The organism is Microbacterium sp. AC145 (assembly GCF_979258505.1).
Genome location: NZ_OZ409859.1, coordinates 2,531,975 through 2,551,386, shown reverse-complemented (window position 1 = coordinate 2,551,386; position 19,412 = coordinate 2,531,975). Strand labels below are relative to the sequence as shown.

13 protein-coding genes are annotated in these 19,412 nt (G+C 69.2%); 8 read left to right on the top strand and 5 right to left on the bottom strand.

The features are described 5' to 3' along the window. Positions 1-214 precede the first annotated feature (214 nt). Genes ACZZZN_RS12330 through ACZZZN_RS12320 form a run of 3 tightly spaced genes read left to right on the top strand, consistent with a single transcriptional unit; the run spans position 215 to position 5,596 of the window. A complete protein-coding gene (locus tag ACZZZN_RS12330; protein WP_463505434.1) occupies positions 215-1,039 on the top strand; it encodes an alpha-L-rhamnosidase N-terminal domain-containing protein in 825 nt (274 codons plus the stop codon). Further along, positions 1,036-2,817, top strand: a complete 1,782-nt coding sequence (locus tag ACZZZN_RS12325; RefSeq protein ID WP_463505433.1) for a family 78 glycoside hydrolase catalytic domain — start codon at positions 1,036-1,038, stop codon at positions 2,815-2,817. Before ACZZZN_RS12330 ends, ACZZZN_RS12325 begins: the two co-directional genes overlap by 4 nt. 16 nt (positions 2,818-2,833) lie before the next feature. Further along, on the top strand, positions 2,834-5,596 hold the full coding sequence (locus ACZZZN_RS12320; protein ID WP_463505432.1) for an alpha-L-rhamnosidase: 2,763 nt from the start codon (positions 2,834-2,836) through the stop codon (positions 5,594-5,596). A 37-nt stretch (positions 5,597-5,633) separates the two neighbouring features. Here ACZZZN_RS12320 and ACZZZN_RS12315 read toward each other — a convergent pair whose 3' ends face one another. Next, positions 5,634-6,680: a D-2-hydroxyacid dehydrogenase gene (locus tag ACZZZN_RS12315; protein ID WP_463505431.1), complete on the bottom strand. Its 1,047-nt coding sequence runs from the start codon at positions 6,678-6,680 to the stop codon at positions 5,634-5,636. 158 nt (positions 6,681-6,838) lie between these two features. On the opposite strand from ACZZZN_RS12315, the gene ACZZZN_RS12310 reads away from it, so the two are divergent. Next, on the top strand, positions 6,839-9,805 hold the full coding sequence (locus ACZZZN_RS12310) for a glycoside hydrolase family 2 TIM barrel-domain containing protein (RefSeq protein WP_463505430.1): 2,967 nt from the start codon (positions 6,839-6,841) through the stop codon (positions 9,803-9,805). 53 nt (positions 9,806-9,858) lie between these two features. On the opposite strand, the gene ACZZZN_RS12305 is transcribed toward ACZZZN_RS12310, so the two are convergent. Genes ACZZZN_RS12305 through ACZZZN_RS12295 form a run of 3 tightly spaced genes read right to left on the bottom strand, consistent with a single transcriptional unit; the run spans position 9,859 to position 14,349 of the window. Beyond that, positions 9,859-11,121, bottom strand: coding sequence for a four-carbon acid sugar kinase family protein (locus ACZZZN_RS12305; RefSeq protein WP_463505429.1), 1,263 nt, complete (start codon positions 11,119-11,121; stop codon positions 9,859-9,861). Beyond that, positions 11,114-12,376: a RuBisCO large subunit C-terminal-like domain-containing protein gene (locus ACZZZN_RS12300; RefSeq protein WP_463505428.1), complete on the bottom strand. Its 1,263-nt coding sequence runs from the start codon at positions 12,374-12,376 to the stop codon at positions 11,114-11,116. The genes ACZZZN_RS12305 and ACZZZN_RS12300 overlap by 8 nt, the downstream gene beginning before the upstream one ends. Continuing rightward, positions 12,376-14,349 (bottom strand): glycoside hydrolase family 127 protein, encoded by a 1,974-nt coding sequence (locus tag ACZZZN_RS12295; RefSeq protein WP_463505427.1) that lies wholly within the window; start codon positions 14,347-14,349, stop codon positions 12,376-12,378. Before ACZZZN_RS12295 ends, ACZZZN_RS12300 begins: the two co-directional genes overlap by 1 nt. Before the next feature lie 168 nt (positions 14,350-14,517). On the opposite strand from ACZZZN_RS12295, the gene ACZZZN_RS12290 reads away from it, so the two are divergent. The 4 genes from ACZZZN_RS12290 to ACZZZN_RS12275 all read left to right on the top strand — a co-directional run bounded on the left by ACZZZN_RS12290 (position 14,518) and on the right by ACZZZN_RS12275 (position 18,389). Next, a complete protein-coding gene (locus ACZZZN_RS12290; RefSeq protein ID WP_463505426.1) occupies positions 14,518-15,855 on the top strand; it encodes an extracellular solute-binding protein in 1,338 nt (445 codons plus the stop codon). An 86-nt stretch (positions 15,856-15,941) separates the two neighbouring features. Next, a complete protein-coding gene (locus ACZZZN_RS12285; protein ID WP_201468832.1) occupies positions 15,942-16,826 on the top strand; it encodes a carbohydrate ABC transporter permease in 885 nt (294 codons plus the stop codon). A gap of 1 nt (position 16,827) precedes the next feature. After that, the gene (locus ACZZZN_RS12280) at positions 16,828-17,736 is read left to right on the top strand and encodes a carbohydrate ABC transporter permease (RefSeq protein ID WP_463505425.1); all 909 of its coding nucleotides are present in this window, start codon (positions 16,828-16,830) and stop codon (positions 17,734-17,736) included. 2 nt (positions 17,737-17,738) lie between these two features. Beyond that, a complete protein-coding gene (locus ACZZZN_RS12275; RefSeq protein WP_463505424.1) occupies positions 17,739-18,389 on the top strand; it encodes an aspartate/glutamate racemase family protein in 651 nt (216 codons plus the stop codon). A 10-nt stretch (positions 18,390-18,399) separates the two neighbouring features. On the opposite strand, the gene ACZZZN_RS12270 is transcribed toward ACZZZN_RS12275, so the two are convergent. Then, on the bottom strand, positions 18,400-19,329 hold the full coding sequence (locus ACZZZN_RS12270) for a sugar-binding transcriptional regulator (RefSeq protein WP_463505423.1): 930 nt from the start codon (positions 19,327-19,329) through the stop codon (positions 18,400-18,402). Positions 19,330-19,412 lie beyond the last annotated feature (83 nt).

Genomic DNA, 19,412 nt, shown 5'->3' with positions numbered 1-19,412 from the left:
ATTCAACTCTCGGTAAGATACGACGATCGAAAGCCCGCGTCAATGATTCGAGCGGAAGTCGGCACGATCCTTGACACGATCATTGAATGCATTCAACATGGTGATCGTGCGCGGCGAACTCTGCCGCACGATGCGATGACGCACCCACCCGGAAGGAACCCTCGCCATGGCGGCAGCCCCTGATCCCTCGCTGACAGACGAATCCAGTCGGGTGGTGAGCCTTCGCTCGCAGCATGGTGAGGATCTTCTCGGGGTGCCGGGCGACGGACTGCGGCTCACCTGGAAGTGGACGAGCGGCCATGAAGGCGCGGATCAGCTCGCGTACCAGCTCGCCTCGGGTGCCGTCGGCGGTGAGCCGGAGCAGGGCGAGGTGGTCCATTCGCGGGACTCCGTGGCTGTCCCTGCCGGCGACCTCGGATCGGGTGAGCGGCGCAGCTTCGCCGTCCGCATCGCCACGGCGCACGGATGGACCGGGTGGAGCGCACCGCTCGTGGTGGAGGCGGCACTCGACGCCGGTGACCTCCGAGCCCGGGTGGTCGGCATCCCCAGCGAGGTCGAAGGGCCCGCAGCGCTGCTCCGCACCGAGTTCGTCGTCGACGGGCTGCCCGAGCGGGCGCGCCTGCGGCTGAGCGCGCTGGGACTCGTCGACGCGTGGATCAACGGACACCGCGCCGGCGACGCACGTCTGACCCCCGGCTGGACCTCGTATCAGGAGCGTGTGCTGCTCGACACGGTCGACGTCACCGGGCTGCTGCGCGAGGGGACCAACGTCATCGTGCTCGAGATCGGAGACGGCTGGTATCGCGGGCGGATGGGGTTCGCGCAGCGCACCCGGATCTACGGCGACCGGTCGGGAGCCGTCGCGCAGATCGACACCGAGCACGGCGTGCTCGTCGCGACAGACGCCTCGTGGCGCGGCGGCTTCGGCGCCGTGCGATCGGCGAGCATCTACGACGGCACCACGATCGACCTGAATCACACGCCCGCAGGGCTGCATGCCCCGGGTTCGACGACTCGGGCTGGGTCTCGGCCGAGGTGATCGAACCGGATCTCGCTCGGTTCGAGCCGCGCTCGGCTCCGCCGGTGCGCGTCGTCGCCGAGCTCGACATGGCTCGCACGGTGCACCGCGGGGGAGCGCAGTTCGACGCAGGGCAGAACGTCACGGGCTGGGTGCGACTGGTCGTCCGCGGCGAGGCCGGACAGCAGATCACGATCCGCCACGCCGAGATCCTCGAGCCGTCGGGCGAGCTCCACACCGCGGCGCTCCGGAGCGCCGCGGCGACCGATCGCTACATCCTCGACCGCGACGGCGAGCACGTGCTCGAACCGCAGTTCACCTTCCACGGCTTCCAGTACGCCCAGATCAGCGGCGATGTCGAGGTGATCTCGGCGACGGCGATCGCGATCTCCAGCGACCTGCCGCAGCGGTCGAGCTTCCGCTCGGCATCTGCGGCTCTGGATCGCTTCCACTCCAACGTCTTCTGGTCGCAGCGCGACAACTTCGTGTCGGTGCCCACCGATTGCCCGCAGCGCGACGAGCGTCTCGGCTGGACGGGCGATGCGCAGGCGTTCGCTGCGACAGCGAGCACGTTGATGGATGCGGAGGCGTTCTGGCGCAGCTGGCTGCGCGACCTCGAGATCGATCAGACCGACGAGGGCGGCGTCGCGTCGGTGGTTCCCGACATCATCCGCTTCGAGGACATGCGCATGGGCTCGGCGTACGTCGACAACATGGGCAGGGCCGGGTGGGCGGATGCCGCCACCATCGTGCCGTGGGCGGTCTATGAGGCCAGCGGCAGCGACGAGGTGCTCCGTCAGCAGTTGCGGAGCATGCGCCGTTGGGTCGAGCACCTGCGCACCAGGGCCGGCGACGACGTCGTGCTGCCCACCGAGCCGTTCCAGTACGGCGATTGGCTCGACCCCGATGCTCCCGGCGCGCAGCCCTGGCAGGCGAAGGTGTCGAGCGACTACGTCGCGAACGCGTTCTACGTGCATTCGGCCCGCCTGCTCGCACGGGCCGAGGCACTGGTCGGCGACGAGGCGCGGGCGACGGAGTACGACGCCCTGGCCGATCGGGTCGCGGCCGAGACATGGCGGCGCTGGGGGACCGAGGCGGTCGCCACCCAGACCGGTGCCGCGCTCGCCCTCGAGTTCCGGATCGCTCCGGATGCCGAGCGCGTCGCGATCGCCGACGGACTCGCCGCGAACGTGCGCGCGGAGGCCGGTCGCATCTCGACCGGGTTCCTCGGGACTCCGCTCGTGCTGTTCGCCCTGTCGAACAACGGCCATCTCGACGAGGCCTACCTGATGCTCCTCCGCCGTGACGCACCGAGCTGGCTCTACCAGGTCGATCGCGGTGCGACCACCGTGTGGGAGCGCTGGGACGCGATCCTGCCGGACGGGCGCATCCACTCGGGAGCCATGGATGCCGGCTCGAAGGAGGAGGGCGGAAGCATGCTCTCCTTCAACCACTACGCGTACGGAGCCGTCATCGACTGGGTGTACCGGAACGTGGCGGGCATCGCGCCGGCGGAGCCCGGCTACCGCGTGTCCCACATCGCGCCGCACCCTGCGGTCGGCATGGACGAGGCGGCGGCGTCGGTCGACACCCCCTACGGGCGTCTCGCGATCGAGTGGCGACTCGACGGCGACGTGCTGCGCATTTCACTCGAGGTGCCGTTCGGCACGACAGCCGACCTCGACCTGCCGGTCACCGCCGGCTCCGAAGTCACCGTCGACGGCGGCGAGGCCGCTGCGCGGGTGGGCGCGGGAACGCATGAGATCACGGTGACGGCACCCGCCGTCGCCCGACGATGAGAGGTGCAGGAGAAACATGAATCTGACAGTCGCGCGCGTCACCGTCGACGCGCCGCACGGCAGCGACACGGTCGCCACAGCGACCCCGGCGATCGGATGGGTGAGCGAGGCCGAGTCCCCCGGGTGGACCCAGGGCGAAGCCGAACTCGAGCTCGCGCTCGACGGCGACGTACAGACGCACCGAGTGATCGGTCGGGACTCGGTGCGGCTGCGGTGGCCCTTCCGGCCCCTGGCTCCTCGCGACGAGGCGGCGCTGCGGGTGCGCGTCACCGGCGCCGACGGCGTGGTTTCCCCGTGGAGCGAGCCGCGGCGGATCACCGCCGGGTTCCTCGCCGACGGCGAATGGACGGCGCGCACGATCGCCGTCGCGGCGCCGACGGCGTACGCCGAGCCCGCGACCCTTCGCTCGTCGTTCGACGTGGATGGCGATGTGCGTCGCGCGACCCTCTACGCCACGGCTGTCGGGGTCTATCAGGCGGCCCTCAACGCCACGGACGTCGACGATCAGGTGCTCAAGCCCGGTTGGACGCCGTTCCACGCCCGCACGGTGCACGAGAGCACCGACGTCACCGCGCTGGTGCGGGAAGGGGAGAACGCGATCACCGTGCGTCTCGCAGGCGCCTGGGCGACCGAGCACTACGGCTTCCGCGAGAACGCGGCATCGGTGTACGCGGAGCAGCCACGCTTCGCGGCGCAGCTCCTGATCGAGTATGCGGACGGCCGCACGCAGACGGTGCGCACCGACGAGTCGTGGCAGAGCGCGCCGAACGAGATCACGGCGAGCGGACTCTATGCGGGCGAAGAGCACGACGCTCGCCGTGACGCGTCGGACTGGTCGCCGGTGGCGGTCGTCGAAGACGTTCCCGTGCCCGGTGCCCGCGTGTCGCCGTTCGTGCGTCGCATCGAAGAAGTGCCGGTCGTCGAGGTCATCACGACTCCGTCCGGTCGCACCGTGCTCGACTTCGGCCAGAACCTGGTGGGGCGCATGCGCATCCGCGTGCAGGGGCCGACCGGCACGGTCGTCACCCTCCGCCACGCCGAGGTTCTCGAACACGGCGAACTGGGCACCCGGCCGCTGCGTGCGGCGGCGGCCACCGATCGCTACACGCTCGCGGGCGGTGGCGTGGAGGTCTGGGAGCCCGAGTTCACGTTCCACGGCTTCCGATATGCAGAGGTCGATGGCTGGCCCGGCGCGCTGGACCCCGCCGACGTCACCGCCGTCGTGATCCACAGCGACATGGAGCGCACCGGGTGGTTCGACACCTCGCACGAGCTCGTGAGGCAGCTGCACCAGAACGTCGTCTGGGGGCTGCGCGGCAACTTCCTCTCCGTCCCCACCGACTGCCCGCAGCGCGACGAGCGTCTGGGGTGGACCGGCGACATCCAGGTGTTCGCGCCGACGGCGAGCTTCCTCTACGACGTGCGGGGGTTCCTCGACTCCTGGCTCCGCGACCTCGAGATCGATCAGGTCGACGGTGTCGTGCCGTTCGTGGTGCCCAATGTGCTCGGTCCCGCGCGCCCTGCCGCGGCGTGGGGAGATGCCGCGGCAGTCGTCCCGACCGTCCTGTACGAGCGCTTCGCCGATCTCGACACGCTCGAGCGCCAGTTCGACAGCATGAAGGCCTGGACCGACGTGATCGTCGGCTACTCGGGGGATCGGCGTCTGTGGGAGGGCATGTTCCAGTTCGGCGACTGGCTCGACCCGGACGCGCCTCCGCAGCATCCGGCCAAGGCGAAGACCTCGGCCGACATCGTGGCCTCGGCGTACGTGTTCCGCTCCGCCGATCTCACCGCACGGGCCGCTGCCCTGCTCGGGCGCGAGAAGGAGGCGCGCGAGTACGCGGAGGTCGCAGAGGAGGTGCGTCGGGCATTCGTCGCCGAGTACGTGACGACGTCGGGACGGATGGTCTCGGACGCCCAGACCGCCTACTCGCTGGCCATCGTGTTCGACATGGTCGACGGAGAGCGCCGGCAGGCGCTCGGTGATCGGCTGGCCGAGCTCACCCGGCTCGGCGGCTATCGCATCGGCACCGGGTTCGTGGGGACGCCGATCATCCAGGATGCGCTCACCCGCACCGGCCACCTCGACACGGCGACGAGATTGCTCACCCAGACCGAGAACCCCTCGTGGCTGTACCCGGTGACCATGGGGGCGACGACGATCTGGGAGCGCTGGGACTCGATGCTGCCCGACGGCACGATCAACCCGGGGCAGATGACCTCGTTCAATCACTATGCGCTCGGCGCCATCGCCGACTGGCTGCATCGCACCGTGGCAGGACTCGCACCGGCCGCGCCCGGCTATGCACGGATCGCCATCGAGCCGCACCCGCTCGAGGGGTTCGACGACGCCGAGGCATCCCACTCGACCCCGTACGGCGAGGCCCGGGTGCGGTGGCATCGGTCCGGCGGTTCGATCATCGTCGAGGCGACGGTGCCGGCGAACACCGAGGCCGATGTCGTGCTGCCGGACGGTCGACGGCACACCGTCGGCTCGGGGTCGCACCGGTGGACGTCGGACGCGCCTGAACCGCGCCGCGAACCGGCCGAGGTCGGACCGGACTCGAGCCTGGCCGAGATCATCGACGACGGCGAGGCATACCGGGCGATCGTGGAGGTGCTGACCGAGCTCCGTCCCGCGATCGCGGAGGACTTCCGGGACAACACCGAGTGGAGTAGCCGGCTGACTCTCGGCGATCTGTTCGCGCGCCTTCTCGGTCCCGAGCCCCGCGCGGCGGTGGAGCGACGCCTGGAGGCGCTGAACACGGCGCGCTCCTGACCTCCGCTCAGGAGAACTCTGCTCAGGAGAACTCTGCTCAGTAGAACTCGACCGTGTCGACGCGGTTCATCAACGGTTCGCCGTCGATGAGCCGCGTCGCGTTCGCCACGAACAGCTCGGCGAGGCGGCGTTCCTCGTCGGTGTCGGTTCCGGCGCTGTGCGGGCTGATGAGCACGTTCGGCATCGCCCACAGCGGGCTCGTGTCGGGCAGCGGCTCGACGGCGAACACGTCGAGGGCGGCGAAGCCCACCAGGCCGCTCGCGAGAGCGTCGATGAGCGCGGGCTCATCGACGGTCGAGCCCCGCCCGACGTTCACGACAGTGAGTCCCGGCTTCGCCTGCGTCAGCACCGCACCCGAGAGCATGTCGCGGGTCGCGTCTGTTCCCGGCAGGGCGAGAACCACGGCATCCGCTGTCGAGAGGGCGTCCGCGAGCTCCGCCGGCGGGCGGATCACGGTCACGCCGGGGGCGTCGACATGTCGGCGATGGATGCCGGTGACGCGCGCGCCGAGTGCGTGCAGCTTGCGCGCGACGGTGCGACCGATGCCACCGAGCCCGACGACGACCACGTGGCTCCCATCGATCTGCGGCACCGGGCGGCGCGCACCCCACTCGCGATCGTTCTTGTCTGCCAGCAGCCGGGTGAGATCCTGCGCTCCGGCGAGCACTCCCAGCACTGCGAACTCGGCCAGCGGCCCGCCATGCACGCCGCCCGAGGTCGTGAACACGATGCGGGTCAACTGCTCGGGGGTGAGCGCGGCCTCCCTGACCTGCGCGCCGCCGCCGGCCGGAGTGGTGTGCACCCACCGCAGCGCGGGATTCGCCGCAGCGGTGCGCCGCAGCTGAGCGGGGGACTGGTCGGGGACGCCGTAGAGCGCCTCGGCCTCGTCGAGCAGTCGCTCGAACCGCTGCTGCTGTGCGCTCGAACGCCGGAACGCGGGATCGCCGAGGTGGTCGCCCTGATAGAGCTGAGGGGGGAGCAGCTCCGGCTCGCGGATGAGGTCGAGCCTCGGTTCGCGCTCTGCGATCAGAGCGCAGAGTTCGTCGGGAAGCGGTGTGGGGACGAACACGCGGAGGGCGGCCACGGATTCTCCGATCGTCGGGGTGAAGGTGCCGGGTGGCGCCCGGTGCTGCCCCCCACGCTATAGTTGTTATTGAATTCATAGACGAATGGATATGCACTGGTGTCCTCCCACATGCCCGCACCCTCACCCATCGACGATCTCGAAGGCGGAGGGCAGCGATGACCGACCGCTACTGGGAGAGCACCGAACCGGGCGCCGGGCGCCGGCGTCCCCGCGCTGACGCGATCACGGACGCACCGCGCCTCAGCCTCAACGGCACCTGGAGTTTCCGTCTCAGCGACACGACTGCCGGAACCGGCGACGCGTTCCTCGCCGCCGAGTTCGACGACGCCGGATGGGACCCCATGGCGGTGCCGTCGCACTGGGTGCTCGAGGAGTTCACACCCCTCGCAGGCGGTGAGCGGCGGCGCATGCTCGGCACGGCCGAGGGGCCGCTGTACACGAACACGGCGTACCCGATCCCGCTCGATGCCCCGCACGTCTCCGAAGCGAACCCGACCGGCGACTATCGCCTCGTCTTCGACGCCCCCGACGGCTTCGAGAACGCCGTGCTGCGGTTCCAGGGCGTCGACTCGTGCGCCAAGGTCTGGCTCAACGGCGTGGAGCTGGGATGGTCGATGGGCAGCCGCCTGCCGTTCGAGTTCGACGTCACCGTGCGCCCCGGTCGCAATGTGCTCGCCGTGCGCGTGCACCGGTGGTCGGCGGGCACGTATCTCGAAGACCAAGACATGTGGTGGCTTCCGGGCATCTTCCGTGACGTCGATCTGATCGCCCGACCCCTCGATGCGATCGACGACCACTTCGTGCACGCCGACTACGACCACCGCACCGGACTCGGCACCCTGCGCGTCGAGGCGAGCGTCGACGCCGTGGTCGAGATCCCCGAGCTCGGCATCTCGATGCCGGCGGGATCGAATGTGCAGGTGCCGGTCGAGCCGTGGAGCGCGGAAACACCGACGCTCTACCGCGGCACACTGCGCTCTGCGGGTGAGACGGTCGAGCTCGCGGTCGGCTTCCGCCACGTCGAGATCGTCGACGGAATCTTCACCGTCAACGGACGCGCCGTCACCTTCCGCGGTGTCAACCGTCACGAGCACGATCCGCACCACGGACGCACGCTCGACCTCGACACGATGCGCGAGGACATCGTCCTGATGAAGCGCGCGAACATCGACGCCGTGCGCACGAGCCATTACCCGCCGCATCCCGACTTCCTGCGGCTGTGCGACGAGCTGGGCCTGTGGGTCGTGCTCGAGAACGACCTCGAGACGCACGGCTTCATCTACGAGGGGTGGGAGCACAACCCGCCTGCGATGCCGGAGTGGCAGGAGACGATCCTCGATCGCATGCAGCGCAGCGCCGAGCGCGACAAGAACCACCCGAGCATCGTGATCTGGTCGCTCGCGAACGAGAGCATGACGGGCGAGGGCTTCGCGGCCATGCGTCGCTGGCTCGATGATCGCGACCCGTCGCGCCCGGTGCTGTACGAGCGCGACCCCACCTACCAGGACTCCGACTTCTACTCGCTCATGTATCCCTCGCTCGAGCTGCTCGACCAGATCGGTCGACGCGAGGAGCCCAGGGGCGGCCGACTGAGCATGCACGGCATGGTGTTCGGTGAGAAGGATGCGGATGCCGATGCGCCGGTCGATCCGGTCGATGAGCGCCGTCGCGGCCTGCCGTTCCTGCTGGTCGAGTACGCCCACGCGATGGGCAACGGTCCGGGCTCGCTGTCGGACTACTGGCGCATCATGCGCGAGCACGACCGCATCTGCGGAGGGTTCGTCTGGGAGTGGATCGACCACGGCTTCGCGACGACGACCCCCGACGGCATCCGCTACATCATGCACGGGGAGGACGTGGAGTACGAGCCGAACGGCGGGCGCTTCTCGCTGCACGGCCTGGTCACCTCCGATCGCACTCCGACGTCGGGTCTGGTCGAGCTGTCGAAGGCGTATGCGCCGCTGCGCATCGAGGTCGATGCCGACGTGATCGTCGTGCACAACGATCGCCACTCGGCATCCACGGCGGACCTGCGGCTGATCTGGCGGATCGAGCAGGGAGCGCAGCCCGTCGCCGACGGTGAGATCGATGCGCCACCGATCGAGGCGGGCGACTCCGCGACGTTCCCCGTGCCCCCCGGTGAGGGACTCGTGACCGTGAGCGCGGTGCTGCGCGACACCACGTCGTGGGCGGATGCCGGCCATGTCGTGGCGTGGGGGCAGCGTGACGAGGCGCCGCAGACCGCGCCCGCGATCGTCGCTCCGACTGGAGGATCGCGACCGGAACCCGGCCCGCTGCGTCTCGGCACGGCCGAGTTCGACGGCGCGAGCGGTCGGCTGCTCTCGCTCGGCGGGGTCGAGGCCGACGGTCCCTGGATCGACCTGCATCGTGCACCGACCGAGAACGACCGCGGACAGGGTGAGACGAACAACATCGCCAAGGTGTGGCATCAGACCGGGATGGACCGCCTGGAGCATCGCACCGACGGCGTGCGCGCGGGCGACGGCTGGCTCGAGGTCACCGGTCGCACGGCGCCATCGACCCACCCGCACGGCGTCGCCTGGACGATGCTGTGGCAGGAGCAGGGCGATGGTCTCGAGCTGTCGGTCTCGGCCGACTTCGTCGGGCCCTGGGCCGACACCCCCTACATGCACCGGGACATCTGGGTGCCTCGGCTGGGGCTGCTGCTCGCGCTGCCCGGCGGCTATGCAGACGTCGAGTGGCAGGGTCGCGGCCCCGGTGAGACCTATGTCGACTCCTTCGAGGCGGCGCCCCTGGGGCGTTACCGCTCGGGCATCGACGACCTGCAGGTGCACTATCCGGTGCCGCAGGAGAACGGCAATCACATCGACACGAGTCTGCTGCTGCTGTCAGGGCCGGATCTGCCGGTGTTGCGCGTCGACGGACGCAGCGTGTTCGACTTCACCGCGCGTCGGTGGACGTCGAAAGACCTGCAGGCGGCGTCTCGTCCCTACGAACTGGCCGACAGTGGGCACGTCTGGCTCAACCTCGACCACCGACAGCTGGGGCTCGGGTCCGCATCCGTGGGGCCGGCGACGCCCGAGCGGTACCGGATTCCCCGGGAATCCACGACCTGGAGACTGCGCCTCTCGGTCGGGTGATGCGCCCCGCCCTCCCGGATCGCCTCAGGCGACACCGGGAGGGCGGAGATGCCTCAGGCGCCGAGCGCGCGGATGTCGTCGAACAGCGAGTCCGCTCCGACCTGGCCGCCCTTGAGCAGCAGCTCGAGGCCGTCGATGTCGGGGGCGTCGGAGGCGGCTCGCAGCAGCACCACGTTGCCGACCGGGTTCGCCGCGATCTCGAGCGACGTCACGTCGAGCAGGCGGGTGACGCGGCCACTGGTGTCGCCGCCGGCCACGATGACCCGGCGCGTGAGGTCGGCGACGCCCCGGATCGCCTCGGCGGCGACCGTGGCGATGCGCTCGAGGGTGTCGGGCGCGACAGGGGCGTCGTCCGAGGTGAGGGCGACGCTGCGGCCCGCGGCGAGAGCGTCGCGCACGGCGGTGATCTGCGTGGAGCCGCCTGCGAACGACAGCGGGGTGACCATCCACCCCGCCTCCCGCGCGTGCTCGATCTGGCGTCTCGTCTGCGCCGAGCGGCTCCCCGAGACGGCGAGCACCGGGCCCAGGGCCGGGGTAGAGGAGGGAAGCGCGACGGTGTCTCGGGGTTCGGCTGCGCCGATGCCCCAACTGAGACCGCCGGAGCCTATCGCGAACACCGGGGCGGGCGCGGTCAGCACGGCCCGGCCGACGACCACCGCGTCGTCGTTGTCGACGGCATCCAGCACGACCGCCGCATGCGGAGATCGGGCCAGGGCGCCGGCCAGGTCCACATACTCGGTGTGGTGGATGCCGCCGACCGGCAGCGCGGTCTGTGCCGAGAAGTGCCGAGCCAGATCCGCCTCGTGCATGGGCGTCGACGGGTGCGTCGACATCGTCGGCTGGCGATCGAGCCGGTGGACGACTCCGTCCTCCGCCGCGAAATGCGTGCCGAACACCGTGTAGCGCCCGAAGTCCGGCTGCGCGAACAGCATCGGTACGACGGCGTCGCCGATGACCTCGCGTCCGACCTCGATGACGCGCCCGATGCTCCCGATCGTCGGGGAGGAGTCGGCCGTCGAGCACGCCTTGTACTGGATGATCTGCGGTGCGAGGGCGTGCAGCGCCTCCAGTGCCGGCCGCACCTCGGCCTCGATGCGTGCGGTGGGCAACGAGCGTGCGATGCCCGCGATCCCCACGACGTCGTGGGCGGATGCCGCTTCGCGCAGCCGATCGGCATCCGGAACCCCGACGAAGAGCCTTCCCGACCACCCGTGCCGCGCGAACTGCAGCAGCACGTCGACGCTGCCTGTGAAGTCGTCGCCGTAGTAGCCGACGCGCATCCGTCTCGCGGTCGTGATCTCCGGTGCCTCAGACACGGGCCGGTCCGAAGCGCTCGACCGCCCGCCGCAGTTCGGCCGAGGCGCGGAGCGCGTCGTCGAGCGTCTCGCCGCGTTCGGCCGATGCCCAGGCTTCGCGCATGCTCGAGACGCCGGCCGCGGCCCCGTCGGGATGCCCGTGGATGCCGCCGCCGGCGAGCACCAGCACGTCGCTCGTGCCGACGGCGGCGTATGTCGCGTGCGCCAGCCCGCCCCACTGACCGCTGGAGAGCACGGGCACGGTCGGCGTGATGCCCAGAAGCGGCTGCCGCACCGCGGCGATCGAGTCGAGCACCTCAGCGTCCGTCTCGTAGAACTTGTTGCTGATGCCGTTGGTGTGCAGGTGGTCGGCGCCGGAGAGCCGTGCGATCTTCTGCCATGCTCGGAACCCTATCCCGACCTGCTCCGACCGCATGATGCCCCCGAGCATGGTGCGGTGACCATGGATCGGCACCTCGGCGTGGCGGTGCAGGAACTCGAGTCCGGCGAAGCCCACCAGGTTCACGCAGGCCATGACGCAGGTGCCCCCGGCCGATACCACGAGGTCGTGGTTGGCCTCGAGTCGCCCGATGTCGTCGGTGATGTTGAACGCGTACATCGGCATGACACCGGTGCGGTCGGCGTGCCGCAGCAGCACCGGCATCACCGCCTTGACGCGGGCCTCGAGCGGTGCCGCCGGCCCGTTGCCCTGCAGCTCGTCGTCCTTGATGAAGTCGACGCCCGCCGCGGCGAGCTCCCCGACGAGTTCGCCGAGCTGCTCGGGCGAGAGCCCGATGCTGGGCTTCACGATCGTGCCGATCATCGCCCCCTCCGGGCGCGACATGAGCCGTCGTGTGCCCTCGACGCCGAACTTGGGGCCGGGGTAGCGCGCGGCGAAGGCCGGCGGCAGATCGAGGTCGATCAGCTTGATCGCTGCGAGCTCCTTGATCTCGAAGAGGTTGCCGGCGACGGCGGCCAGGAGATTCGGCAGCGACGGTCCGAAGTTGTCGAGGGGAAAGCGCAGGCGCAGCACGGCGCGGCGACGCAGGGCGGGGTCACCCACGGCGCCCGGCAGCGGCGACGCGCCGGTGAGCGGGATCTCGGTGAGGCTCTCGACCTGGGCGGCGAAGCGCGCACGCACCTCGTCGGATTCGCGCTCGACGCGCACGAACGTGCCGGTCGACTGTTCGCCGGCGAGCACCTCGGCCGCGTGTGCCAGTGGCAGCGACGTCTCGATGACGTACGTCGCGATCACGTGTTCCGCCTGTGTCGTCATCACCACACCACCGGCAGCCAGACGGACATCTCGGAGGGGCCCCGGTTCCCCCACGCGAAGTAGGGGATGAGTGTGACCGGCACCGTCTGCAGCGCCGCGTCGTCGAGGTCGGCGTAGAGGGCGTCTTCGTCGGCATCCGGGATGACCGCGAGCTGTGTGGTGAGCACGGTCACGGAGGAGCCGGCGATCTCGCCGGTCGTCGTCTCGAACGACGCGCCGCGGCGCACGGCGGCCTGCTCGAGCACCACTCCGTCTGGCAGATCGGTGCTCTCGAGGGCGTAGACGACGGGTCCGCGTCGCACGGCGACCTGATTCGTGATCTCCTCGGCCAGCCGGTGACCGCGAAGCACCCGCACGGGCATGGGCAGGGTGAGCACGATGACGTCACCCTCGGCCCACGTGCGCTCGAGGCGCGTGTAGGTGCCGGGCTCCGATGCGGTGACGGCTTCGCCGTTCACGGTGAGCGTCGCGCCTGTCGACCAGCCGGGGATGCGCAGATGCACCGGCAGTCCCCCCTCGGCGGCAGCGGTGACCGTGAACGTGATCTGCTCGTTCCACGGGTAGTCGCTGTCTTCCCTCAGACTCAGCAGGCCGCCGGCGAGATCGATCGAGCTGCCGCCGTACTGGTGCACGAAGAGCCCGTCGGGGGAGAGCGAGGCCGCGCGCTCGTGGAAGCGGGCGAGCGTGCGTGCGATGTTCGGAGGGCAGCAGAAGCAGCTGAGGTAGCGCTCGCGAAGCCGCTCGTCGGAGGGCGGTGGGCTCGGCACGGGGTGGATCGCGGTGTCGCCGGGGCGGCGGAGCGGGAACGGCAGGTCGCGCACCTGGCGCAGAGGGTTGGTGTAGAAGTACTCCGCCCCGTCGAGGCTGATGCTCGCGAGCAGGCTGTTGTAGGCGATCTGCTCGATCACGTCGGCGTAGCGGGCCTCGCCGGTGAGCGACAGCATCCGCTCGCTCCACAGGATCATGCCGATGTTCGCGCACGACTCGTTGTGGGCGGTGGTGTTGGGCAGCTGGAACGCGCGTCCGTATGCCTGGTGCACGCGACTGATGTCCTGCTGCCACGGCGAGGCATCGGGCGATGCCCCGTCGTAGAGGGCCCCGCATCCGCCGGTGATGTAGAGCTTGGTGTCGACGACGTCGTTCCACACGCCCTCGAGCACGGCGAGCAGTTCCTGGTCGCCGTTCTCGGCCACCAGGTCGGCGAGCCCCGCGTAGAGGTAGTTGGCGCGTACCGCGTGCCCCGCGGCGACCTTCTGCTCGCGAACGGGCAGGCGGTCCTGGTTGTCGTCGCCGCCGTCGAAGTCGTCGCGCACGCGGAGGAACGCCTCTGCGAGTTCGAGGTACTGCGGGTCCTGAGTCGCGCGGTACAGCTCGATGACAGCCATGTAGTGCGACGGGCAGATCGCGCTGCGGGCGAGCTCGACCGGCTTGTCGACGGCCAGGTCTTCGAGGAAGGATGCTGCGCGCCGGGCGACCTCGAGCAGCGTGGTGCTGCCGGTGACTTCGAAGTGCCGCACGCCCATCGTGATGAGGTGGCCGAGGTTGTAGGTCTCGAAGTGGAAGCGGTCGGCGAGGGCGACGGCCTGTTCGGCGTGACGGCTCTGGATGAGCACCGGCGTGTGCAGATAGCCGTCCTCGCGCTGCACCGAGGCGATGAGCTCGGCGAGCTCCTCGATCTGCGCGGCGAGCGCGGCATCGGGTGCGACCTCGAGCTGAGCGATCGCGGCCTCGAGCCACTTGTAGAAGTCGCCGTCCATGAAGGGCGGGCCGTCGTGTGCGCCGTCTTCGAGGCCCGCCGCGATGCGGAAGTTGCGCAGGCCGGGACTCACGTCGCCGTCGCTGAGCGACTGCCAGATGCCGGGCACGGTCGAGGAGAAGGTGCGGTGCTGCACGGATCCCCAGAAGCCGCTCGACCAGCGCGCCTCTGCGGCGTGCAGCGGGCGGAGCGGAGCGTGGGGGGAAGAGGTCGTCATTGAGCGGTCCCTGTGTCGAATCGAGCGGTCGTTCGAATGGCAGTATGGCACGTTTTCGAGCCCAAGTGAATATTCTTTCAGTACTGAGTGTTGACACGCATCGACAAAATCCGTAACGTTTCACTCACACCGACACACAGCACCATCGACGTCAAGGAGGACGCCTCAATGAACTCTCGCCGCACTCCCCGTGCGCTTCTCGCGTCGGGACTCGCCCTGCTCACCATCGCCTCGCTCGCGGCGTGCTCGACGGGTGCCGCCGAGGGCGGCGACGGCGGCGCGGCCGGCGGTGCGACGGGCACCGATCCCGAAAGCTTCACCGTCCTCAGCGCCAACGAGAACACCACACTCGCCACCGAGCTCGACGCGCTCGCCGAGGGCGCCTGCCAGGCCGAGAACGACGCGCTGCCGCTCGAGCACCAGACGGTCGCCCAGGCCGATGTCGTGCAGAAGGTCACGTTGCTCGCCAGCCAGGACTCGCTGCCTGCGCACTTCATCGCAGGTACCGCCATGGTGCGCCCCGACGGAGACCTCGGCGCCGCCGACCTCGTGCTCGACTACAAGAAGGCACTCGACGACCTGGGAGTCTGGGACCAGATCCTGCCCGCGGCCTCCTCGACCATCGAGAACGTCTACGGGCAGATGGTCTCGCTGCCGTATCAGTACAACCTCGAGGGCATCTTCTACAACAAGGAGATCTTCGCCGAGCTCGATATCGACGAGCCCCAGACCTGGGACGAACTCCTCGACGCCAACGACACGCTCCTCGCCGCCGGCTACACGCCGATGGCCGAGGCCGGCGCCGCGGCCTGGCCCGTGACCCGCCTCATCGGCATGTACGCCTACCGGCTCGCCGGTCCCGACGCGATGACCGCGATCCGCGACGACGAGGCCAAGCTCACCGACCCCGACTACGTCGAGGCCGCGCAGGCCGTCGCCGATCTCGCGGCGGCCGGCTACTTCGGTGACGGCTTCATCTCGAAGGATCCTGCTGCTGCCACAAACGACTTCCTCACCGGCAAGGCCGCGATGAAGTACGACGGCACCTGGCTCCTCAGCAACATCAACAACGAGGACGAGAACCAGATCGGTCTCGACAACGTCGGCTTCATGCCGTTCCCCGCGGTCGACGGCGGCAAGGGCACCATCGATCAGTGGCCCGCCAACGCCGGCACCGCCTTCGCCATGAACCCCAAGACCTTCGGTCCCAAGGTCGGCGACTGGCTGTCGTGCATCGCCGAGAACTACGGTGCGCAGGCGCTGTCGGATGCCGGTGTCATCTCCGGGTTCAAGGTGAACGAAGAGGTCGCCGACCTCCCCGTCACCACGCAGGCGATCCAGGAGAAGGTCGCCGAGGTCGAGGAGACCGTGCTCTGGTTCGAGGCCCTGATGGACGGCAAGTCCACCAGCCTCGCCCAGTCCAACATGTCGCTCCTCGTCTCGGGCCAGCTGTCGGCGGAGGACTACATGTCTCAGCTGCAGCAGAGCATCGACCAGAACCGATGACGTCCCTCGTCCGCATCGGACACTGATCTCCGGCCCGGGCCCGCTCCGTGCGGGCCCGGGCCGACACACGTCACGAAAGCACGCCCATGAATCGAGTCTTCGGTGATCGCAAGACGATCATCATCCTGCTCGCCCCCGCCCTGATCCTCTACGTGGCGCTCAAGCTGGTCCCGGTCGCCTGGTCGCTCGGCCTCTCGTTCTTCGAGGGCAACACCCTACGCGGCTTCGAGTTCGTCGGAGTCGACAACTTCGCGAAGTTCTTCCAGGACCCGGCCGGCATCCAGTCGCTCTGGGTGAGCATCATCTTCGCGGTGCTCGCCACCGCGGGCCAGATCGTCTTCGGCTACCTGCTCGCGCTGCTGTACGTGTTCGTGCTGCGCAAGGGATCCGCGTTCCTGCGCACCGCGGTGTTCTTCCCGATGGTGCTGCCGACCGTCGCCGTCGCCCTGCTCTTCAAGAGCTTCGTCGCCGTCGGCGACAACCAGGGGCCCGTCAACGATCTCCTCAACTTCTTCGGACTCGGCAGTGTCGAGTTCCTGGCCTCGACGGTGGGCACCATGAGCGTCGCGCTGGCGATGACATGGTGGAGCTCGATGGGCTTCTATGCCGTGCTCCTCTACACCGGCCTGCTCGACATCCCCGACGAGGTCATCGAGTCGGCACGCATCGACGGTGCCAACGGCCTCAAGCTGGTGCGGCACATCGTCGTCCCGCTCTCGCTCCCGATCCTGATCTCCTCGATCATCTTCAGCTTCAACTCCACGCTCAAGGTGTTCGACAGCCTGCTCGCCCTGAACGGCGGCGGCCCCGGCACCTCGACGGCGCCACTGACCCTGTACATGTACCGCACGGCGTTCGAATACGCCGAATACGGCTACGGCAGCACCATCGCCCTCGTGCTCACCATCCTCTGCCTGGTGTTCACGCTCGCGGTGTTCCGGTCGTCGAGCAAGAAGAACGCGGAGGCGTGAGATGACCGAGACGCAGACCCTGGTGAGCGCACGGCCGCTCTCCCGCAAGGCGCCTTCGCAGCCGCAGGCGGGGCGTCAGCTCCTGCGCGTGATCCGCCGCATCCCGGTGTGGTTCGTGGTCACCCTGCTGCTGATCATCGTCCTGTACCCGCAGGTGTGGATGATCCTCGGCTCGTTCAAGACCCAGGCGGAGTTCCTCTCGAACCCGACGTGGGCGCTGCCCGAGGCCTTCAACCTCGACAACTACATCCAGGCCTTCACCCGCGGCAACGTCGCGACGAACTACCGCAACAGCCTCCTCGTCACCCTGCCGTCAGTGGCCCTGATCGTGCTGCTCGGCGTGGCCGCGGGCTTCGCGCTCGAGGTCATGATCTGGAAGGGGCGGCACACGACGCTGCTGCTCATCCTCGCCGGCATCATGGTGCCGGGACAGATGATCCTCGTCCCGCTGTTCACGGTCTACTTCAAGCTCGGTCTGACCAACTCGCTGTGGCCGCTCATCATCACCTACACGGTGATGGGACTCCCGCTGACGACCTTCCTCATGGCCACGTACTTCCGGTCAGTGCCCCGTGAAGTCTTCGAGGCGGCGACGATGGACGGCTGCAGCCCGCTCAAGCAGTTCTTCGTCATCGGTCTCCCGCTCATGAAGAACGCCATTCTCACGATCTCGCTCGTGCAGTTCTTCAGCGTCTGGAACGACCTGCTGATCGCGCTGACGTTCACGTCGAAGCCCGAGCTCGCCACGATCCAGGTGGGCCTGCTGAGCATGAACGACGAGTACGGGTCGACGCAGTACGGCCCGCTGTTCGCGGCCATCAGCATCAACATCGTGGCACTGTTGATCGTGTTCGTGTTCCTCAACAAGAAGATCATGGCCGGCATGGCCGCCGGCTCCGTGAAGGGATAGTCATGACCCGCATCGCCTTCCTGCACACCGGGGCCGTCGTGATCCCGCCGGTCGCCGAGCTCGCGAGGCGTCTGCTCCCCGACGCCTCGACCGTGAACTATCTCGACGACAAGATCGTGGCCGATCTCGGCGATGCCGACCGTGCCGCGTCGGTCGAGGATCGCCTCGAAGATCTCGTCCGCGCCGCGCAGTCGGCGGGGGCGGATGCGGTCATGCTGACCTGCTCGTCGATCTCGGGATTCGCCGCGGGTCTCGGCGCGAAGGTCGGCATCCCGGTGCTGCGCATCGACGAGGCGATGGCCGATCAGGCCGTCGCCGCGGGGGCACGGATCGCCGTCATCGCGACGCTGCCGACCACGCTGGCGCCGACGACGGCGCTGATCGCCGAGCGGGCGGAGCTCGCGGGTGCCGCCCCCGAGATCATCAGCGAGGTCGTCGACGGCGCCTTCGCCGCCGTGGCCTCCGGTGACCGGGCGACTCATGACTCCCTCGTCGCGGCGGCCATCGAACGGCTGGCCGCGCGGGCCGACGTGGTCGTGCTCGCACAGGCGTCGATGGCGAGCGCGGCGGCCGGGGCGAGCGTCGACGTGCCTGTGCTGACGAGCCTGGAACCGGGGATCACCCGACTCCGCGATGCGCTCGCCGCGCGCTGACCGCCAGCGCTCAGGACTCGAGCAGCGAACGCGCCGTGCCGAGGTCGGTGACGAGCGCATTGACCCATCCGCCGGCCAGTGCGCCGCGGATCGCGTCGACCTTGTGCGCACCTCCGGCGATGCCGAGGCGGCGGGGGATGCGGCGCAGATCGTCGACGGGGATCGCGATCACGCGCTCGTCGAAGCTCTCCTGCACGGGGCTGCCGTCGAGTCGGTAGGTGCGGTGGCAGATGTCGCCGACGGCGCCGTCTGCCAGCAGCTCTGCACGCTCGTTCGCGGCGAAGGCGTTGCCGCTGGAGGCGAGCACATCGCTCGGCTCGATGTTTCCGATGCCCATGATGGTCATGGTGAGCTCGCGCCAGCGTCGGCTGATCTCCTGCATCGAGGGGTCGTCGAGCAGCGAGTCCCTGATCGCGGCATTGGCCACGATGCCCGGCGCCTGCACGTGCACGGCCTCGGCGCCGAGGGTGCGCGCGAGATCGCCGAGCAGATGGTGGCTGTGGCCCTGCACCTCCGGTGCCCCGGAGCCGCCGAGCAACTGCACGACCTCGGTGGCGCCGCGGGCGGCGAACGGCCGCATGCGGTCGACCACGGCGAGCAGCGTCTGACTCCACGACGAGACGCCGATGCGGTCGGTGCCCGACAGCGTCGCCTCGAGGTAGGCAGCGGCTCCCGCGCCGAGAGCTGCCAGGGTCTCGTCGCGATCCGCATCGGGGTCGACATCGACCACGACCGCCTCGGCCAGACCGAATCGCTGTTCGAGCAGCTCCTCGGTCTCGGCGTACACGCCAGGCGCGACCGTCACGATCGTGCGGACGATGCCCATGGCCGTGGCGCGCTTGAGAAGACGCGAGACCTTGGCCTGCGAGATGTTGAGGGCGTCGGCGATGTCGGCCTGGCGGATGCCGCGCTCGTGGTACATGCGGGCGACTTTCGTCATCAGTCGCACCTGTCCGTCGGGCGGTCGGCTGTAGGTGTTCGAAGGCAACAGAGCCGTCCTCTCTCGCGATCTCATGATGATTC